We start from the raw sequence: 17,680 nt of genomic DNA, 5'->3' as shown, positions 1-17,680 counted from the left end.
CGAACGCTACAGAAAGGGGCGAAGCCGACCGGATTCGAACCGGCGTCCTCCTGCTCGATGCCAAGGCGCGACGACCTCTGCGCTACGACTCCGCCGCGCCGGAGCTTACGGGACCCCACCGACGACTTTCTCACCGCGCCCGGTCGAGCCCGTCGAGCAGCAGGTCGAGAGTGAACTCGAACTCGGCCCGGCTGTCGCACCAGCCGAGCTCGGCGTCGTGCGCCTCGCCGGCGACCATGGCCACCAGGTGTGGCAGCTGCTCGGCCATGCCGGCGAGGTCGTCGCCGTCCTCCTGCCCCGCCGCCGGGGTGAAGATCTCCTGCACGAAGCCGAGCGGCATGCTGCCGAAGGCGTGCAGGGCCCGGTGCGCGAGGCGCTGGGAGAATCCGGCCCCGGTCATGACGCCGACGATCCGGTCGTAGTAGGAGTAGACCCCGAACGGCACGGTGTGCCGGGAGGCCAGCAGGCCGGGGGCCCACCGGTGGCGTTCCATGACGTCGCGGGCGGCCAGGAACCACTGCCGCAGGCGGGCTTTCCAGTGCTCCTCGCCGACCTGCCCGACCGCCTCGAGGATCTCCTCGGTCAGGGTCTCCACCAGCCCGTCGAGCAGGGCGTCCTTGCCACGCAGATGGTAGTAGAGCGACATCGCCTCGACACCCAGCTCGGCGCCGAGGCGGCGCATCGTGAGCGCGACGAGGCCGTCGGCGTCGGCGATCGTCACGGCGGCGGCGAGCACCCGCTCCCGGCTCAGCGGTTCCCTGTCTGCCTTGCGCACGCCGCTTACCTTACAGAGTAAGGTAGCCACGTCGCAGGAGGACACATGATCCGCACCGCCCGCATCACCGGGCTCCTCTATCTGGGGCTCGCCGTCTCCGGCATGCTGGGGTTCCTCGTCACCCGGCCGCGGCTGTTCGCCGACGGTGACCCCGCCGCCACCCTCGCCAACCTCACCGGCCAGCCCCGGCTGGCCACCGCGCTGGTCGTCTTCGAGCTGCTCATCGTGGTCACGCAGGCGCTCACGGCCGCCTGGTTCTACCGGCTGTTCCGCGCCGGCGATCCGGTCGGCGCCGCCGGGATCGGCGCGGGTGGCCTGATCAACGCGGCGCTGATCCTGGCCAGCGCCGCGATGCTGGCCACCGCGGTCGCCGTCGCCGGCGACCCCTTCGGGGACGCGGCCTCGACCGTACAGCTGCTGTTCTTGATCAGTGGCAAGCTGTGGGCGGTGGGCGCGGTCTTCTTCGGCCTCTGGCTCGTTCCGATGGGCACGGCGATCCTGCGCACCCGCCTCATGCCCCCGGTCCTCGGCTGGATCCTGGTGGCGAGCGGCGCCGGTTACGTGCTGAACGCGTTCACCGGTTTCGCGCCGTTCACCTACCTCGCGACCGTCGGCGAGTTCTGGATCATCGGCTACCTGCTGACCGTCGGGGTCCGCCGCGCCCCACGGCCTGCCACGCCGGTGTCAGCCGGTCTCGACGGAGACGACGTGCAGCTCCCGGCCGGTGGTGACGGTGACGTCGGCGCTCCCGCAGGGGCAGAGCGGAATCCGGTCCGGTAACCGCTGGTCGGCCTTGCAGACCCGGCAGAACACCATGGCCGGGCGCAGGTCCAGGTCGAGGGCGGCGCCGTGTGCCGCCGTCCCCATGGCCGCCAGGTCGAAGCAGAAGCGCATGTCGTCGGGCACCACCGCGGTGAGCGCCCCGATCCGGACGGTGACCCGCCGGACCGGGCGGCCGGCGGCCCGGGTGCACACGGTGTCGACGAGGTTCTCGGCTATCGCCAGCTCATGCATCAGCGACTCTCCCGCATCGAGTGACACTGAAGTCTCACACGCGCGGGAGGCCGCTGTTACCGCCGTCACACCATGGGGCACATTCAGGCACGTGCCACGATCGCGGCCAGCGGCAGCCCCGGGTCGAGCGCGCCGTACTCCAGGCCGCGGCCGGCGCCCAGCCGCGCGGCCACGAAACCGTCGGCCACGGCGGACGGCGCCTCCTTGATCAGGACGGCGGCCTGCAGGGCCAGCGCGAGCGCCTCGACCACCCGGCGGGCCGAACCGGCGGTCGCCGACCCGATCAGCCCACGGGTGGCGGCGACGTGCGCGTCGAACGCGGGGTACACCCCGAGCGCGGACGCGATCTCGGCGTCGACGGCCTGGACCGAGTCGGGCTCGCGGGACATGGCGCGGAGCACGTCCAGGGCGATCACGTTGCCGGAGCCCTCCCACACCGCCATCACCGGTTGTTCCCGGTAACGGCGGGCGAGCGGGAAACTCTCCGTGTACCCGTTGCCGCCGAGACATTCCAGGGCCTCGTACGCGTGGTTCGGGCCGCGTTTGCACACCCAGTACTTGCCGACGGCGGTGGCCAGCCGGCGGAAGGCGACCGACTCGGCGCCGTCGTCGTCGTACGCCGCGGCCAGCCGCAACCCCAGCCAGGTCGCCGCCTCCGCCTCCAGTTGCAGGTCGGCGATCACCGCTGTCATCGCCGGCTGGTCGATCAGCGTCGCCCCGAACGCGCTGCGGTGCCGGACGTGCCACGCCGCCTCGGCCACCGACTGGCGCATCCCGGCCGCGCTGCCGAGCACGCAGTCGAGACGGGTCTGCGCGACCATCTCGATGATCGTCCGAACGCCACGGCCCTCCTCGCCGAGCAGCCAGCCTGCCGTACCGTCGAGTTCGATCTCGGAGGAGGCGTTGGACCTGTTGCCGAGCTTGTCCTTGAGCCGCTGGATCCGGAACACGTTGCGCGCACCGTCCGGCAGCACCCGCGGCACCAGGAAACAGGACAGCCCGCCCGGAGCCTGCGCGAGCACCAGGAACGCGTCCGACTGCGGGGCCGAGCAGAACCACTTGTGCCCGGTCAGCCGCCACGTCCCGTCGCCGGCATCGATTGCGCGGGTGGTGTTGGCCCGTACGTCCGAACCGCCCTGTTTCTCGGTCATCGCCATGCCGACGAGGGCGGATGCCTTGGGCGCCGCAAGCGCCGGGTCGTAGACCCGCGAATACACCCGCGGCAGCCACTCGCCGGCCAGCTCGGGCGTGAACCGCAGCGATGGCACCACCGCGTGGGTCATGCTCACCGGGCAGGCGTGACCGGCCTCCACCTGCGCGAACAACATGAACGTGGCGGCCCGTGCGACGTGCGCGCCGGGCTCGGGAGAGGACCAGCAGCTGGTGTGTGCGCCGTGCTCGATCGCCGCCCCGATGACCCGGTGGTACGCCGGATGGAACTCGACCTCGTCGACCCGGTCGCCCCAGCGATCATGCGAGGCGAAGACCGGCGGATGCGTGTCGGCGAGTTCCGCGTCCCGCTGGAAATCCGCCCGGCCCACCAGCTCACCGACGTCGGCCAGGTGCGGCCGGGCGCCGCCGTACCGCATGACCGCCTCGACCAGCGCCGGGTTGATCAGGTACTCGTTGAGGTCCACCCGGGGCGGCGCCTGGTTGACCACCTCGTGGGTCATCGCAGCTCCCGCAGCAGAGAACGCGCGACGTCACCGGCGGCCCGCCGGGCGGCCCGCAACGCGACCTGATCCCGTTCCAGCCGCGACGGCAGCGGATCGCGCAGGCCGGGGGTCAGCGCGACGGTGCTCATGCCGTGCGACCACCCGTCCCGGACCTGCTGCAACGTCTCCCGGTAGCGGTGCGGGCGGCCCCGGTACGCCGCCGCCAGCTCCGGGTTCAGCCGGCGCAGATACCGCTCGACCACCACATCGGCCGCCCCGTACGCCGGTTGCGTCCCCGCCGGCCGCGTCGCCAGCACGATCGCGTGCGTCGCGCCGCGCGCCGCCGCCGTGACCACCGGCACCGCCTCGACGATCCCGCCGTCCAGCCAGCGCCGGTCGCGCCACACCACCGGGTCGCCGGCCAGCAGCGGCAGCAGCCCGGACGCGTGCAGGCAGTTGATCAGGTCGTCGCGGTCACGGAAGTCGGTGAGCGCCTCGGCCCGCCCGGTCGCCACGTCGGTCGCCACCATGGCCAGGCGCCCGGCCCAGTCGGTGCCGGCCGCTGAGCCGATGTCGAGCAGGTGGTCGACATGGCCGACGATCCGCTCGCCGTCGATCACCGGCCGGCCCCGGGCGAGCCGCCGCACGTCGATGAACTCGGGCGAGGCGAACACCTCGGCGTACGACTCGGCCATCGCGCCGGCCGCCCCGACGGCCAGGGCGGCGGCGTTGACCGCGCCCGCCGACGTGCCGACGATCATGTCGACCGAGTCGAGCAGCCCCTCCTCCTCGAGGACGGCGGCCATCGCCGCGCTCACGATGCCGCGCATGCCGCCACCCTCGATGACCAGGGCGACGGTGGCGCCGTCGTCGTTGTCGCCGGTGCGCCGCCGCGCGGTGAGCACCTGCTGCACGGTCGGCGTGCCGATGCGCCCGAGCCGGACCGCCGCCGTGCGGGTCGCGCGTTCCTCCTTGCGCTCCTGCGCCGGGGTCTGCTCGCCCGTCGTCTCCGGCGCCACGATGGTGCCCTGCGCCACCGCGACCAGCGTCTCGGTCCCGTCCTCGGTGATCGCGTGCAGCTCACAGCGGCAGGCCGCACGCCGCCCCGACGCCCGCATCACCACACCGCTGGCCCGTAGCGTGCGCCCGACGGCGGGCGCGATGTAGTCGATGGTCAGCCCGGAGGTCACCACGTCCGGCCCGAGCGCCGCGCCGGCGGCGAACTCCAGGGCGGTGTCCGCCGCGTACGCCATGATCCCGCCGTGCACGGCCCCGTGCTGATCGGCGATCTCCGCCCGGATGTCCAGCTCGACCACGGCGCTGTCCGCGCCGAACGCGACGAGCCGGGTGCCGAACATCCGGCTCACATTCTGATCGGCCAGAAACCGCTGTGCGGTGGCCAAGGTGGGCGTCACGCTCACGGCTCTCCTCCGAAGTTTTCTCGTACGCTCGTCGCGCCCCCACCCGGGACAGAGGCGGCGAGGTCGCGCACGCCCAATGCGCGGAAGCAGAAACCCTGAATGCCGTCCACGACGCGTCGCTGCTCCTCCGGCGACGGCTCCGGGCTGTCCGGCCGGATCCACCCGACCAGCGCCTCGGACACCGCCCCCATCACCGCCGACGACGCGAGCCGGGCATCCTGCGGCACGAACGTCCCGGCCGCCAGCCCGTCCGCGATGATCAGCTCGCCGACGTCGGTGTAGAACCGCCGGTATTCCAGCCGCTCCGCCTCCACCACCGGGCTGACCGGCTCGAACAGCAGCGCCCACGCCATCCGCCGCCCGTGCAGCGCCCGCCCGGTGAAGATCCGGATCAGCTCGCCGAGCCGCTGCGACGCCTGCAGCCGCGCGTCGACCACCGCCGCCCGGACCAGGTCGATCTCGTGGCTCGCCGCGCTGCGGAACACCTCGGCCAGCAGCAGGTCCCGGCTGTCGAAATACGAATACACCGAGCCGACGCTGGCCTGGCAGCGCGCCGCGATCGCCGCGACGGTCGCCGCCCGGAACCCGTCCGCGGCCACCAGCGCCCGCGCGGCACGCAGGAAACGGTCCCGCTTGTCCTCCGCGTTCTTCCTGGTCAACGCGGTTGGCCGATATGGCATCCGGGACCCCAAACTCTGAATCCGAGTTCAACTCAAGGGAAGAAGTGAACCACGGTTCAATCCCCCGCCACAACCGGGTTCGCCGTCACATCGGTTGATCTCGCTCCGGACCGGGCATGAAGAAGATCCATGACTCCGGCGAAGAAGCGCACCAGGCTGATCACCGTTGACGGCGTCGTCTACCGCTGGCGGGTCCGCCGCCGCCCCGCCCACCAGGGTCCACTCTCCTTCGCGATCGAACGCGCCGACCGCCGCGGCACCATCCTGATCGCCACCACCCCGGGCACCCGCCCCACCGAGTGGATGGGCACCGCCACCCCACCCGCGGTTCCGGCCCTGGTCGCCACCCTGATCCGCCAGGCCCGCACCCGCGGCTGGCGCCCCGACACCCCCGGCCCCACCTTCCCGCTGAACCTGGACCCGGAGAGCTGCGACCACTGACACGTGTGAAGTTCGGCCGCCCCACGCACCCCAACTCCACACACCGAACCGCCGCAACCCAGCGTGTGAACTTCGGCCGCCCCACGCACCCCAACTCCACACACCGAACCGCCGCAACCCAGCGTGTGGAGTTCGGCCGTCATCCGCACCCCAACTCCACACACCGAACCGCTGCCTCAGGTGCGGTAGGCGAGGACGAGCTGCAGCTCGAAGCGGGCGCGCGGGTCGTCGAGGTCGTCGCCGAGGAGTTCGCGGAGGCGGTTGAGGCGGTAACTGACGGTTTGCGGGTGGACGAACAACTCGGCGGCCACGGACGTACGCGAACCCCAGTGCCGCAACCAGCTGGAAAGGGTGACCAGAAAGGCCTCCCGCCGGCTCGCCCGCAGGCCCGCCAGGGGCGCGAGGCGGCGGGCCGTGAGCACCGCGAGCGCGCCCGGTTCGCCGCGTAACGCCAGCGCCGCGAAATGGTCCTCGACGAAGACCGGGGACGCGCCGGGAGTGACCAGTTCGGCGGTGCGCTCGGCCAGGCGGACGCCCTGCGGCACCTCGGTCCAGTGTGACGCCGGGCCGACCACCGCGCCCCGGTCCCGCAGCGCCTCCTCGAGGGCCGGCCGGGCGCCCGCGCGCAGCAGCAGCACCGCGTCCCGGCCGCGTTCGGCGACGATGCCGTCCGCGGAGAACCGGAACCGGGCGTCGCGTGCCTGGTCGGCCGGCAGCAGCACCGGCACGATCTGGTCCATCGCCGGCCAGCCGATCCCGGCCGCGACCTCGCGGATCACCTCGGCCGAGCTGCCGCCGCGCAGCAGCAGGTCGGCGAGCCGGCCCCGGCGCCGGTCGCCTTCGCCGGCCTGTTCGCGCAGCTGCTGGGCGAGCCCGTCGGTGCAGGCGGCGGCCAGTTCGTCGATGAACGCGCTGGTCGCGTCGGACAGCTCCACCACCTCGGCGACACCGACCGGCCGCCGTTCCTCCAGGGCCAGGGTGGCGGTGCGCAGCAGCAGACGGCCGGCGATGCGCAACGACGCGAGCAGGGTCTCCGGCCCGCGGTTCTCCCGGGCCTCGGCGGCGCCGAGAGCCACGAAGACCTCGCGGATGCGCGGGGGCAGGGCCGGCTCGTCGGTGCCGGCGAGTTCGAGGAAGCGTTCGAGAGCCACCTGCACGGCGGTACGCACGTCGCGCTCGAACTTCTCGCCGGCGCCGGTGGACACGGCGGCGACCGCCCCGGCGATGGCGGGCACCGCGTCGGGCAGCCGGGGCCGCATGGCGTCGGCGAGATCGGCGGGGACGTGCAGCCACGGCACCTTTGTCACGCGGGGATAAGTCACGGGCCAATTCTTACTGTTTCCCGGACGATGCTTCGTCCGCGCCCCGGGACGACGATGGTGCGGGTAAGACCTCTCGCTCACGGACGGATCCGCCTGATGAAACACCGCCTCTCCCGCCAGCACGTCGTCGACATGTGCCGGACGATGCTCGAACGCGGCTATTTGAAGGCGACCGAGGGCAACGTCTCGGTCCGCGTTCCCGGCCACCGGCTCTACGCGGTGACGCCGAGCAACTACGACTACGACAAGATGCGGGTCGAGGACATCTGCATCGTCGACTTCGACGGCAAGCACGTGCCCGATCCGGACGGCGCCGGTGGCCTGGTCCCGTCGATCGAGTGCGGGATGCACGCCAACGTCTACCGCGAGCGACCGGACGTCAACGCGATCGTGCACACCCACCAGCCGTACGCGTCCGCTCTCGCCTTCCTGCGCAAGCCGATTCCGGCGCTCACCGACGAGCAGGTCCGGTTCCTCGGCAAGCAGGTCGCGATCATCGCCTACGCGCCGTCCGGTACCGGCTTCCTCGCGAAGAACGTGCAGAAGAAGGTGGCGAGCGGCGACAACGCGTTCATCATCGCCAACCACGGCGTGGTGGCACTGGGTACCGACCCGGACCGGGCGGTGTTCAACATGGCGCTGCTGGAGAAGGTGTCGATCGCCTACCTGATGGCCCTGGCGACCGAGGCCGGCAAGGTCTACAAGATTCCGGACACGATCCGCGAGATCGCGTTCAGCAAGCTGCGCAAGGACGAGAAGCGGATCGCCGCGCAGATCACCTCGGCCGTCGAGCCGATCCGTGTGCCGGAGGAGGAAGAGCTTCCCAGCGTCCCGACGGTTTCCGACATTCCCGAAAAGGAAGACCTGGGCTACTCGATCAGCGAGTATCTCGACGTGGACGACACCATGCGCCGGCTCAAGGCCCTGGTCGCCCAGCCGTTGCGCGGGCTGCGTCACGACGCCCTGCTGGACACGCTGAACTACTTCGACACGAAGTGCCGCGCGTCCAAGGAGATCACCGACCGGGCGAAACTGCGGATTCCGGGCGGCGTCCAGCACAACCTGGCCTTCAACTACCCGTTCCCGCTCGCGATCGACAAGGCCGAGGGCGCCTACCTGACCGACCGCGACGGCAACGTCTACATCGACTTCCTGCAGGCCGGCGGCCCGACGATCCTGGGCAGCAACTACGCCCCGGTCAACGAGAAGGTCGCGGCGGTGATCAGGGAGTCCGGCCCGGTCACCGGCCTCTTCCACGAGTACGAGCTGAAGCTCGCCGAGATCATCAACAAGTACATGCCGCACATCGAGATGTACCGGTCGCTCGGCTCCGGCACCGAGGCGGTCATGGCGGCGGTGCGCGCGGCCCGCGCCCACACCGGCAAGAAGATGGTGATCAAGGTCGGCGGCGCCTATCACGGCTGGTCCGACACCGTGGTGTACGGGCTCCGCGTCCCCGGCAGCTTCCGGATGAACGCGAAGGGCATCCCGTTCGGCGCCACCGGCCGGACCCGCGAGTCGTTCCCGCACGACTTGGGCACCCTCAAGCGCAAGCTCATCGAGAACCGCGCCCGCGGCGGCACCGCCGCCGTCATCGTCGAGCCGCTCGGCCCGGAGTCCGGCACTCGCCCGGTGCCGAAGGACTTCAACGCCGGCGTCCGCAAGCTGTGCGACGAGTTCGGCGCGCTGCTGATCTTCGACGAGGTGGTGACCGGTTTCCGGATCGGCCTGGGCGGCGCCGCCGGCTACTTCGGCGTCACCCCCGACCTGACCGTCTTCGGCAAGGCCGTCTCCGGCGGCTACCCGATGGCCGGCGGGGTCGGTGGCAGCGCGGAGATCATGGCGGTGTTCGGCTCCGGGCTGGACGGCAAGCACGGCGCGCACATCCAGGTCGGCGGCACCCTGTCGGCGAACCCGCTGTCCTGCGCCGCCGGTTACTACGCGATCCAGGAGATGGCCCGTACGAACGCCCCGGTGATCGCCGGCCGGGCCGGTGACCGGCTGACCCGCGGCCTGCAGCGCCTGATCGACAAGTACGGGCTGCCCTACGTCGCGTACAACCAGGGCTCGATCGTGCACCTGCAGTCCAGCGGCGTGCTGATGCTCGACATGCGCAACCCGGTCAAGCTGTTCAAGGAGAACAAGGGCCGCAAGAAGCTGATGGAGCAGATGGGCGCCGCGTACGCCGCGCACGGCATCATCACGCTCGCCGGCTCCCGGATGTACACGTCGATGGCCGACACCGACGAGGTCATCGACGACGCGCTGGCCCGTTTCGACCAGGTCTTCGCGCAGGTCGAGGGGGTCTGATGGCGATACCGCCGCAGGTGCTGGCGATCGACCTCGGCACGTCGGGCATGAAGGCCGCGCTGGTGGCGGCCGACGGCACGGTGACCGGCTGGGCCGAACGCCCGGTCCCGCTGGTCGTGCTGCCCGGCGGCGGCGCCGAGCAGGACCCGGTCGCCTGGTGGGACGCGCTCGCCGAGGTCGTCGCCGACCTCGGCCGGCTCTTCCCCGATCACCTGCGCGCGGTGACCACGATCTGCTCGTCCACGCAGGGCGAGGGCACGATCGCGGTGGACGCGGCGGGTGCGCCGTTGACCCGGTGCATCAGCTGGCTGGACATGCGCGGGGCGGTCCACCTCCGGCGGCAGTTCGGGGGTTTCCCGGCCTACCAGGGCATGTCCGTTACGAAGATCGCGCGCTGGCTACGGCTCACCGGCGGCATGCCGTCGGTGACCGGCAAGGATCCGGCCGCGCACATGCTGCTGATCCGCGACGAAATGCCGGAAATTTACGATAAAACTCGAACATTTCTGAACGTCCTCGACTGGATCAACCTCAAACTGACCGGCCGCACGGTGGCGACCGTCGACTCGATCCTCACCTCGTGGGTCACCGACAACCGCCGCGCCGGCGCGATCCGGTACGCGCCGTCGCTGGTCGCGGCCAGCGGGATCGAGCGGGACAAGTTCCCGCCGATCGTGAGATGTACCGAGGTGATCGGCACCCTAGCCCCCCAGGCAGCCGATCACCTCGGTCTTCCCCCGTCGGTCCAGGTGGTCGCGGGCGCCATCGACAACACCGCCGCCGCGATCGGCGCCGGCACCATCGCCGACAACGAGGCCCACCTCTACCTCGGCACCTCGTCGTGGATCGCCGCGCACGTGCCGAAGAAGAAGACCGACGTGCTGACCGGCATCGCGTCCATCCCGTGCGCGATCCCCGACCGGTACCTGATGACCGCGCTGCAGGCCACCGCCGGGGCGAACCTGACGTGGCTGCGCGACAAGATCGTGGAGTACGACGACCCCATCGTCAGCGCCGGCCACGTCAGCCGGGACGAGGGCACCATCTTCGACGCCTTCGACAAGATCATCCCTTCGGTCCCGGCGGGCGCCAACGGCGTCCTCTACACCCCTTGGCTGTACGGGGAACGCGCCCCCGTGGACGACCCCCACCTGCGGGCCGCCTTCCTCAACATCTCCCTCGACACCACCCGGTCCGACCTGCTCCGGGCCGTCTTCGAGGGCGTCGCGCTGAACACCCGGTGGCTGACCAAGGCCGTCGACAGATTCCTCGGCGCGCCGGTCCCGTCGATGGTGATCACCGGCGGCGCGGCCCGCTCGGCGTCGTGGTGCCAGATCTTCGCCGACGTCCTCGGCATCGAGATCCGCCGCGACGCCAACCCGGTCACCGTCAACGCCCGCGGCGCCGGCTGGATCGGCGCGGTCGGCGCGGGGATGATCTCGTTCGCCGACATCCCGGCGCTGGCCCGCAACGATCACGTCTACACCCCGGGCGCCGACCACGACCGTTACCTGGAGATCTACGACATCTACCAGGACCTGCACAAACGCCTGGCTCCGGTCTACCGCCGCCTGAACCGCCCCACCCCCTGAGCCCCTTCTGGTGTGTGGAGTTCGGCCGCCATGTGCGCCCGAACTCCACACACCGGAAGTCGCCTCATCCGAAAGGGCGGGGAGGATCGGCCGGTTGCCGCTGTCCGGCGGCGGGCGGGCAGTGCGGGATGGCTTGGTTACCGATCGGTAATCCGTACGAAAGCGCCTAGCTTTGAAGATCATGATCGACCGGATCCTCCCCCGCCCCGCCACCGACCCGTCCCTGCTCCGCGGGCTCTCGCAGCGCCGTCTCGGCCGCCGCGACGCCCTCCGGATCGGTGGCCTGTCCGCGCTCGGGGCGACGCTGGCCGCGTGCGGCGTCGAGGGGACGGGTGGGCCGGACGCGCCCGCGGCCTCCACGATCGCCACCTTCTGGGACGGCAAGGTCAAGAACGGCCGGGCCGACTTCGCGAACTGGCCGCTGTACATGGACCCGTCCAAGCCCGAGCTGGCGAAGTTCACCAAGCGGACCGGCATCCAGGTGAACTACCAGGAGGTCATCCAGGAGATGGGCCCCTGGTTCGCCAAGGTGCAGCCGCAGCTGTCGGCGAAGCAGCCGATCGGCTTCGACCTCATGGTGATCACCAACGGGATCCAGTTCGGCCAGTTCCGGGCGGCCGGCTTCCTCGCCCCGCTGGACCACACCCGCCTGCCGAACTTCGCCAAGAACGCGGCCCCGAAGTACGCCCAGGAGTCCTTCGACCCGGCGAACGTGTTCAGCGTCCCGTGGGCGTCCGGCATCACCGGCATCGCCTACGACCCCGCCAAGATCAAGCGCTCGATCACCAGCCTCGACGACCTGTGGGACCCGGCGTTCAAGGGCAAGGTCGGCATGATGTCCGACCCGACCGAGCTGGCGAACTTCGGCCTGCTCGCCGAAGGCATCGTCCCCGGCGCCTCCGGCGAGGCCGACTGGAAGAAGGCCGCCGCCCGGCTCCGGCGGCAGAAGGACGCCGGCATCGTCCGCAACTACTACGAACAGGACTACCTGGACGCCCTCGGCAAGGGCGAGATCTGGATCTCCCAGGCCTGGTCCGGCGACATCTTCCAGAAAAACCTTTCCGAGGGTACGAACCTCAAGTTCGTGATCCCGAAAGAGGGCGGAACGATCTGGACCGACAACTTCGCCATCCCGGTCACCGCCGCGAACCCGGTCGACGCCCTGATGCTCATCGACTTCTTCTACGAGGTCGAGAACGCCGCGTCGCTCGCCGAGTACATCAACTACGTCTGCCCGGTCCCCGCCGCCCGGGCCCAGATCCGCAAGGACGCCGCCCACCTCTCCGCCGACATGCGCGACGAGATGCTGGCCGTCGCCGCCAGCCCGCTGGTCTTCCCCAGCGACGACGACTACAGGAGACTGCACTACTACGTCGGGTTCGACACCGCCGAGGAGCAGCGCGACTTCAACCGTCTCTTCGAACCGATCGTGCTGAGCTGATCCGATGGGCGCCTGCCGCCGGGAAACAGCGGGCGGGGTGGTGGACACGTACCGGATGTGAGGACAATCAAGCCGGACCGAGAGACGCGCTTCCGGGCGCTCTTCACCGACACCTACCCCGACGTGCTGCGGTTCGCGCAGCGCCGGGTGCATCCCAGCCACGCCGAGGACGTCGCCGCCGACGCGTTCCTGGTCGCCTGGCGCCGCCTCGACACCGCCCCGGCCGACCTCGGCGACGCCCGGGCCTGGCTGTTCGGAATCGCCCGCAACTGCCTGCTCAACACCCGCCGCGGCATCGGCCGGCAGGACGCGCTCGCGGTCCGGATCACCGAGCTGGCGCCACCGGCCGCGGCCGGGCATCCCGAGGACGACGCGGCGGTCTCCCGGATCGACCTGGCCGCCGCGTGGCGCCGGCTGACCGCCGCCGAGCAGGAGACCCTGGCCCTCACGGTCTTCGAGGAACTGACCTCGGCGCAGGCGGCGCGGGTGCTGGGCGTGACCGCAACCTCGTACCGTCTGCGTCTTCTCCGGGCCCGCCGCGCCCTGCGCCGCGCCCTGCAACCGGCAGCCGAGGCCATCGGCCTGGCCGGCCTGGGACTCGACAAGACCGACCGTTCCCCCGACCCGGCGCCCGGGACCACCGGGCTCGGACTCGACCCCGCCAACCGGATGGAGACCCGGTCGTGACCACCGACTTCGCCGCGGTTCTGCGGACCATGGACGCCGCCCCGCCGCTCACCGCCGACCAGCACCGTACCGCCACCGTCACCCTGGACTGGATTCTCGAGTCCGATCCCGCCGTCACCGGCCCGGCGCCGGTCCCGCGCCGCCCGAGGCGGCGGATGCCGCTGATCGCCGCGGCCGCCGCGGTGGCTGCCGCCGGTGGCGCGTTCGCCGTCCTCCCCGGCGACGGAGGAGGCCGGGCGTACGCCTCGTGGACTCCCGCGCCCACCCCGCTGACCGCGGCCGAGATCGCCCTGATCGGCCCGGAATGCCGCGACGACCTGGGCAGTTCCCTCTTCCGCGATACCACCGTGGCTCTCGCCGAACGGCGTGGCGACTACGTCATGATGCTGCTCCGCAGCACGAACCCGGACATGGCCGGAAGCTGCCTGGTCCACAACGTCCCCGGCAGCGACGAGGTCGACGACATCCGGGCCGCGGCGGCCAGCAGCTCCAGCGCGGCACGGACGGTCACCGGCGGCCGTTTCACCCAGGGCGCCATCGCGGACTTCATCGACGCCTCGGTGACCGAGGGCGCGGTCGGCGACGAGGTGGCCGGGGTGACCGTCCGGGCCGGGAACTTCACCGCGCAGGCGACGGTCGAGGACGGCCAGTACGTCGTCTGGTGGCCGGGCCCGGCGTTCACCCCGAACCGGAAGGGCAGCTCGGAGCCTCGCGTGATCCTCGAATACGACATCATCCTGCGCAACGGCACCATCATCGCCGACGCCCGGCCGACCCGTCCGCGCTGACTTCTCCACAGCCACCCGGCCGATCGACTTATTCACCGGCAGGATTCCTGAAGTCGCCGCCCGCGGTGCCGACCTATGCCGCCATGCCTCGCTTCGAACCCCTCACCTTCCCTGCCGCACGCCCGCAGGAGCGGATCGTGAAGACCGTCCGGGCACACGGCCGCATCATGTACCCACCGGTGAAACGAGAAGAGGATGTGAAGCAGATCTCAGCGGCGTGACGTCACAGGGCCGAGGGTTGTCCTGTCAAAGAGGGCGAGCAACGTACAACGGCAAAGGAGTCGGACATGCAAGCTCGCCTCGACCTACTCGGCAACCCGAACGCTTCCCGGATCCTCCAGCATTTCACCGCGGCCGGGAAAGCCGCCCAGGACGCGGGCCTGCCGGATGCGACCCGTGAGCTGGTGCTGCTGCGGGTCAGCCAGATCAACGGCTGCGGGTTCTGCGTCGACATGCACGCCAGGGACGCCGCGGCCGCCGGCGAGACCGCGCAGCGCCTGCACCTGGTCGCGGCCTGGCGGGAGGCGACGGTCTTCACCGACGCCGAGCGGGCCGCGCTCGCCCTGGCCGAGCACGGCACCCGGATCGCGGACGGCGCCGGCGGCGTCCCCGACGACGTGTGGGCGGCCGCCGCGAAGCACTACGACGAGAATCAGCTGTTCGGCCTGGTGGCGACGATCGCGACGATCAACGCCTTCAACCGGCTGAACGTGATCACCCAGCAGCCCGCCGGGCGGTACCAGCCGGGTCAATTCGCGTGACCTCGACCGACGACGAGACGGCGGCGGGCGACTTCCGGCCGCTGCTGTTCTCCATCACGTACGGCATGCCCGGTTCCGTCGGCGACGCCGAGGACATCGTGCAGGACGCGATGCCGGGCCTGGTCCGGGCGCGACGGGCGGGCACCGAGGTGACCAACGTCAAGGCCTACCTGACGAGAGGAAGGCCGGGATGTCGGCACGTGCCGGATAGTCCGGCAGCGGCGCCGGGCGGTCCTCGAGAAAGGCGGTGATCACGGCACCGGCCCGCTCGTCGTTGTCGTCGAGGCCGTTCCACAGGCGGTGCCCGACCCCGCGGAGAAACTGGGTCCGGGTGATCGCGGAGTCGGCGTCCAGCACAGCGGTCGCCCATTGACGCAGTTGGGCGGAGCATTCGGCGATCAGCAGCATCGCCGGGGTGGCCGAGAGCCGCAATCGCGGCGCCAGCGACGGTGAGTCCTGGATGGTCTGCCGGACCTGGAGGCTGGCGGCGGCGCTGAAGGAGAAGTTCTCCGGGCTGTCCTCGTCGGCGATCCGGCCCGCGTCCTCCGCACAGTACGCGGAGGCGACGTCGCCACCGAGGTCCGCGGCGGTGAAGGCGTTCACGCCCTCGGCCTGGCCGATCAGGCCGTTGTCGGCGCTGAGCCACCCGAGTCGCATGAAGCCGAAGGCGACGCCGTAACGAGGCTGGTGGGTGGACCGGGCGCCGGACGGGCCGGGAGCGAGACCACGGGCGGTGGGCCGGCCCGCGCGCCCGGTGATCCGGGCGGTCGGGCCGTCCATCGGGCCGGGTTCCGCGATGACCGCACGGCGTACCCGCGCGGCGATCGCCGGATCGGCCAGGCTCCTGGTGAGCACGACCGCACCGGACGAGAATCCGAGCACGTCGGCCTGCCGGTTGCCGCCACCGAGCCGATCGAGGAACGCTCCGAGGTCGGTGACCAGCCGGTCCACGGTGTACTGCGCCATCGGCAGCAGGTCGCTCCGCCCTCCGCCGGCCTGTTCGTAGGCGTAGACGTCGTACCCCTGGCTCGCCAGCTGCCGCAGGAACCGGTGATCGATCAGGGAGATGCTCCGGATCGGGCCGCCGTGCAGGTGGACCAGGGGAACCGGGCGCCGGGGAGTTCCGGGGGCGGGCGGGTGGTGGTAGACGGCGACCCGGCTGCCCGTGGCGAGCCGCCAGTGCTGGGTCGCAACGAACGGCAGGTCGGCGGGGTGGCGCCGCTGGGTGGGAACGGTCGGGACGCACACCGAGGCGGTGAGCACCACGGCCGCCGCCACCGGGAGAACCAGCCAGGGTCCCGGCCTCTGGCCCTCCCGCCGGCGGCGGAGCCGGGCTGCGACCGCGACGCCGGTGAGAACGGTCAGCAGCCAGGCGGGAACGCCACCGGCGGCCCCGTCCGTGGCGGCGATCGCCATGAGGAAGAGCAGCACCAACGCCAGGAAGAGGCCGGTCGTGGCCACCCGGCCCTCCGGGTCGATGAGTGTTCGCGTCCTCGCCGAGGCCGCCGGCGCGGCGACGGCGGCGGTCTACACCCTGTTCGGCAGCAAGGAAGCCCTGATCGGCGAGGTGCGGGCGCGGGCGATCGGCGGTCTGGCCGCGGAGCTGACCGGAGTGCCGGCCACGGCCGACCCCTTGGCCGACCTGTTCGCGCTGGCGGTGGCGTACCGGCGCTGGGCCCTCGGCCATCGCCACCTGTACGCGGTCCTGTTCGGTGGCATCCAGGCGTTCGACCCGTTCGGCCCGGTCGGCGCCGGCGATCCGGTCCGGCCGCTCATCGGCGCGATCGATCGTGGTCGGGCGGCGGGAGTTCTGGCCGGCGACCCGGCCACCATCGCGGTGTCCCTCTGGGTGTCCCTGCACGGGCTGGTCGATCTCGAACTCGCCGGCGCGTTCGACAGCGCCACCGCGGACGTGCATTTCGACTCGACGGTCCAGGCTGTGCTCCGCGGGTGGGTCGCGACGGTGTGACACCGGCCGCGGGTCACACTCCGGATCGACGAGCCGATGCCACCGACGCGCCGCGGAACGACGGGCCGGTCCACCCGATGCGCCGCGAAGCGACGGGAAGGTACCGGCGCCCGGGTCAGCTGCCGGACAGGTCGTGCAGGCGCCGGGCCATCTGGGATTGCAACCGCTCCCGCTGGCTTCGGACCAGCCCGGTGAGGCGGTCGATCTCGGCGAGGGCCGCGGCGCGCGCGTCCGCCAGGCCGCTGATCGCCTCGGCGTGCCGGTGGCGGGCGTCGCTGTCGATGGTGGAGGCTCGCAGGGCGGCGTCGCTGGTCAGGTGGTCGGCCTTGGTACGCGCGGCGGCCAGCAGGGCACGCCCGGTCTCCGCGGCCTCCCGCAGGTATTCGTCGGCTGTCCGCTGCGCGAGGCTCACCACACGGTCGGCGGCCGGGGGCAGGGCGAGATTCCCCGCACGGTCGGCGGCCGGTGGAGAGGCGAGGCTCCCCACGCGGTCGGCGGCCGGCGGCGGGTCGGCGGCGCGGGCATGTTCCAGGGCGGCTCGCACCTCGCGGGCCTCCTGTTCCGCGCGGGAGCACTCCGCCGTCAGGCGTTCCAGACGCGCGGTGAGTGCGACGGCAGCGGCCGCCGGCCGCCCTTCCGGGGTGGCGGAGCGGCGCAGGCGTTCCCGCAGGGTGCGGTTCTCGGTGGTGAGGCGGGCGAACTCCTGGGCGGCGGCGTCGAGGAACGCGTCGACAGCGGCGTCGTCGTAGCCGCGTTTTCCCAGCGCTGGTCTGCGGAACTCCACGGTGTGGATGTCCGCCGGGGTGAGGGGCATGGGTTTCCTG

At 71.6% G+C, this 17,680-nt stretch carries 17 protein-coding genes, 1 tRNA gene and 1 pseudogene; 10 read left to right on the top strand and 9 right to left on the bottom strand.

Annotation, left to right across the window (positions count from 1 at the left end):
- Window positions 1-19: 19 nt before the first annotated feature.
- Window positions 20-92, bottom strand: a tRNA-OTHER gene (locus ACZ3II_RS11205).
- A gap of 38 nt (window positions 93-130) precedes the next feature.
- Window positions 131-775: a TetR/AcrR family transcriptional regulator C-terminal domain-containing protein gene (locus ACZ3II_RS11200; protein WP_465517478.1), complete on the bottom strand. Its 645-nt coding sequence runs from the start codon at window positions 773-775 to the stop codon at window positions 131-133.
- 45 nt (window positions 776-820) lie between these two features.
- Between ACZ3II_RS11200 and ACZ3II_RS11195 the strand changes: the two genes are divergently transcribed.
- Window positions 821-1,555, top strand: coding sequence for a DUF4386 domain-containing protein (locus ACZ3II_RS11195; RefSeq protein WP_465517477.1), 735 nt, complete (start codon window positions 821-823; stop codon window positions 1,553-1,555).
- Here ACZ3II_RS11195 and ACZ3II_RS11190 read toward each other — a convergent pair.
- The 4 genes from ACZ3II_RS11190 to ACZ3II_RS11175 form a co-directional block, all read right to left on the bottom strand.
- The gene (locus ACZ3II_RS11190) at window positions 1,460-1,789 is read right to left on the bottom strand and encodes a hydrogenase maturation nickel metallochaperone HypA (RefSeq protein WP_465517476.1); all 330 of its coding nucleotides are present in this window, start codon (window positions 1,787-1,789) and stop codon (window positions 1,460-1,462) included. The genes ACZ3II_RS11195 and ACZ3II_RS11190 overlap by 96 nt on opposite strands.
- Before the next feature lie 83 nt (window positions 1,790-1,872).
- Window positions 1,873-3,462, bottom strand: coding sequence for an acyl-CoA dehydrogenase family protein (locus tag ACZ3II_RS11185; protein ID WP_465517475.1), 1,590 nt, complete (start codon window positions 3,460-3,462; stop codon window positions 1,873-1,875).
- Complete coding sequence (locus ACZ3II_RS11180; protein WP_465517474.1) at window positions 3,459-4,859, bottom strand: patatin-like phospholipase family protein; 1,401 nt, start codon at window positions 4,857-4,859, stop codon at window positions 3,459-3,461. The genes ACZ3II_RS11185 and ACZ3II_RS11180 overlap by 4 nt, the downstream gene beginning before the upstream one ends.
- 2 nt (window positions 4,860-4,861) lie before the next feature.
- Window positions 4,862-5,545 carry a TetR family transcriptional regulator gene (locus tag ACZ3II_RS11175; RefSeq protein WP_465517473.1) on the bottom strand — a complete coding sequence of 228 codons (684 nt, stop codon included), beginning with the start codon at window positions 5,543-5,545 and terminating at the stop codon, window positions 4,862-4,864.
- Window positions 5,546-5,674: 129 nt separating this feature from the next.
- On the opposite strand from ACZ3II_RS11175, the gene ACZ3II_RS11170 reads away from it, so the two are divergent.
- Window positions 5,675-5,986, top strand: a complete 312-nt coding sequence (locus ACZ3II_RS11170; RefSeq protein WP_465517472.1) for a hypothetical protein — start codon at window positions 5,675-5,677, stop codon at window positions 5,984-5,986.
- 176 nt (window positions 5,987-6,162) lie between these two features.
- On the opposite strand, the gene ACZ3II_RS11165 is transcribed toward ACZ3II_RS11170, so the two are convergent.
- Complete coding sequence (locus ACZ3II_RS11165) at window positions 6,163-7,308, bottom strand: PucR family transcriptional regulator (RefSeq protein ID WP_465517471.1); 1,146 nt, start codon at window positions 7,306-7,308, stop codon at window positions 6,163-6,165.
- Between the two features lie 96 nt (window positions 7,309-7,404).
- Between ACZ3II_RS11165 and ACZ3II_RS11160 the strand changes: the two genes are divergently transcribed.
- From ACZ3II_RS11160 to ACZ3II_RS11130, 7 genes and pseudogenes are all read left to right on the top strand, one after another.
- Window positions 7,405-9,618, top strand: coding sequence for an aminotransferase class III-fold pyridoxal phosphate-dependent enzyme (locus ACZ3II_RS11160; RefSeq protein ID WP_465517470.1), 2,214 nt, complete (start codon window positions 7,405-7,407; stop codon window positions 9,616-9,618).
- Window positions 9,618-11,210 (top strand): xylulokinase, encoded by a 1,593-nt coding sequence (locus ACZ3II_RS11155; RefSeq protein WP_465517469.1) that lies wholly within the window; start codon window positions 9,618-9,620, stop codon window positions 11,208-11,210. The genes ACZ3II_RS11160 and ACZ3II_RS11155 overlap by 1 nt, the downstream gene beginning before the upstream one ends.
- Before the next feature lie 181 nt (window positions 11,211-11,391).
- Window positions 11,392-12,651, top strand: coding sequence for a polyamine ABC transporter substrate-binding protein (locus ACZ3II_RS11150; RefSeq protein WP_465517468.1), 1,260 nt, complete (start codon window positions 11,392-11,394; stop codon window positions 12,649-12,651).
- 57 nt (window positions 12,652-12,708) lie between these two features.
- Entirely contained in the window at window positions 12,709-13,338 is a 630-nt protein-coding gene (locus tag ACZ3II_RS11145; RefSeq protein WP_465517467.1) for an RNA polymerase sigma factor, read from the top strand.
- Window positions 13,335-14,126 carry a hypothetical protein gene (locus ACZ3II_RS11140; protein ID WP_465517466.1) on the top strand — a complete coding sequence of 264 codons (792 nt, stop codon included), beginning with the start codon at window positions 13,335-13,337 and terminating at the stop codon, window positions 14,124-14,126. The genes ACZ3II_RS11145 and ACZ3II_RS11140 overlap by 4 nt, the downstream gene beginning before the upstream one ends.
- Before the next feature lie 287 nt (window positions 14,127-14,413).
- Window positions 14,414-14,887, top strand: a complete 474-nt coding sequence (locus ACZ3II_RS11135; RefSeq protein ID WP_465517465.1) for a carboxymuconolactone decarboxylase family protein — start codon at window positions 14,414-14,416, stop codon at window positions 14,885-14,887.
- Window positions 14,888-14,952: 65 nt separating this feature from the next.
- Window positions 14,953-15,006 (top strand): annotated as a pseudogene (locus ACZ3II_RS11130) (hypothetical protein); the annotation flags it as partial.
- A gap of 40 nt (window positions 15,007-15,046) precedes the next feature.
- Here the strand turns inward: ACZ3II_RS11130 and ACZ3II_RS11125 are convergent.
- Window positions 15,047-16,348: an alpha/beta hydrolase gene (locus tag ACZ3II_RS11125; RefSeq protein WP_465517464.1), complete on the bottom strand. Its 1,302-nt coding sequence runs from the start codon at window positions 16,346-16,348 to the stop codon at window positions 15,047-15,049.
- A 16-nt stretch (window positions 16,349-16,364) separates the two neighbouring features.
- Between ACZ3II_RS11125 and ACZ3II_RS11120 the strand changes: the two genes are divergently transcribed.
- Window positions 16,365-16,856, top strand: a complete 492-nt coding sequence (locus ACZ3II_RS11120) for a TetR-like C-terminal domain-containing protein (protein ID WP_465517463.1) — start codon at window positions 16,365-16,367, stop codon at window positions 16,854-16,856.
- A 115-nt stretch (window positions 16,857-16,971) separates the two neighbouring features.
- Here the strand turns inward: ACZ3II_RS11120 and ACZ3II_RS11115 are convergent, their stop codons facing one another.
- Window positions 16,972-17,670 (bottom strand): DivIVA domain-containing protein, encoded by a 699-nt coding sequence (locus ACZ3II_RS11115; RefSeq protein ID WP_465517462.1) that lies wholly within the window; start codon window positions 17,668-17,670, stop codon window positions 16,972-16,974.
- Between the last annotated feature and the right edge of the window lie 10 nt (window positions 17,671-17,680).

This window comes from Actinoplanes sp. NPDC019969 (assembly GCF_055562375.1).
Note: the sequence above shows the minus strand (reverse complement) of the source record. Positions and strands in the feature narration are given on the sequence as shown.

Excerpts from the sequence above, each read along its gene's own strand:
- ACZ3II_RS11190 (WP_465517476.1), bottom strand. The coding sequence starts at position 1,789 with ATGCATGAGCTGGCGATAGCCGAGAACCTCGTCGACACCGTGTGCACC.
- ACZ3II_RS11195 (WP_465517477.1), top strand. The coding sequence starts at position 821 with ATGATCCGCACCGCCCGCATCACCGGGCTCCTCTATCTGGGGCTCGCC.
- ACZ3II_RS11155 (WP_465517469.1), top strand. The coding sequence starts at position 9,618 with ATGGCGATACCGCCGCAGGTGCTGGCGATCGACCTCGGCACGTCGGGC.
- ACZ3II_RS11135 (WP_465517465.1), top strand. The coding sequence starts at position 14,414 with ATGCAAGCTCGCCTCGACCTACTCGGCAACCCGAACGCTTCCCGGATC.
- ACZ3II_RS11175 (WP_465517473.1), bottom strand. The coding sequence starts at position 5,545 with ATGCCATATCGGCCAACCGCGTTGACCAGGAAGAACGCGGAGGACAAG.
- ACZ3II_RS11160 (WP_465517470.1), top strand. The coding sequence starts at position 7,405 with ATGAAACACCGCCTCTCCCGCCAGCACGTCGTCGACATGTGCCGGACG.
- ACZ3II_RS11120 (WP_465517463.1), top strand. The coding sequence starts at position 16,365 with ATGAGTGTTCGCGTCCTCGCCGAGGCCGCCGGCGCGGCGACGGCGGCG.
- ACZ3II_RS11115 (WP_465517462.1), bottom strand. The coding sequence starts at position 17,670 with ATGCCCCTCACCCCGGCGGACATCCACACCGTGGAGTTCCGCAGACCA.
- ACZ3II_RS11170 (WP_465517472.1), top strand. The coding sequence starts at position 5,675 with ATGACTCCGGCGAAGAAGCGCACCAGGCTGATCACCGTTGACGGCGTC.
- ACZ3II_RS11185 (WP_465517475.1), bottom strand. The coding sequence starts at position 3,462 with ATGACCCACGAGGTGGTCAACCAGGCGCCGCCCCGGGTGGACCTCAAC.
- ACZ3II_RS11150 (WP_465517468.1), top strand. The coding sequence starts at position 11,392 with ATGATCGACCGGATCCTCCCCCGCCCCGCCACCGACCCGTCCCTGCTC.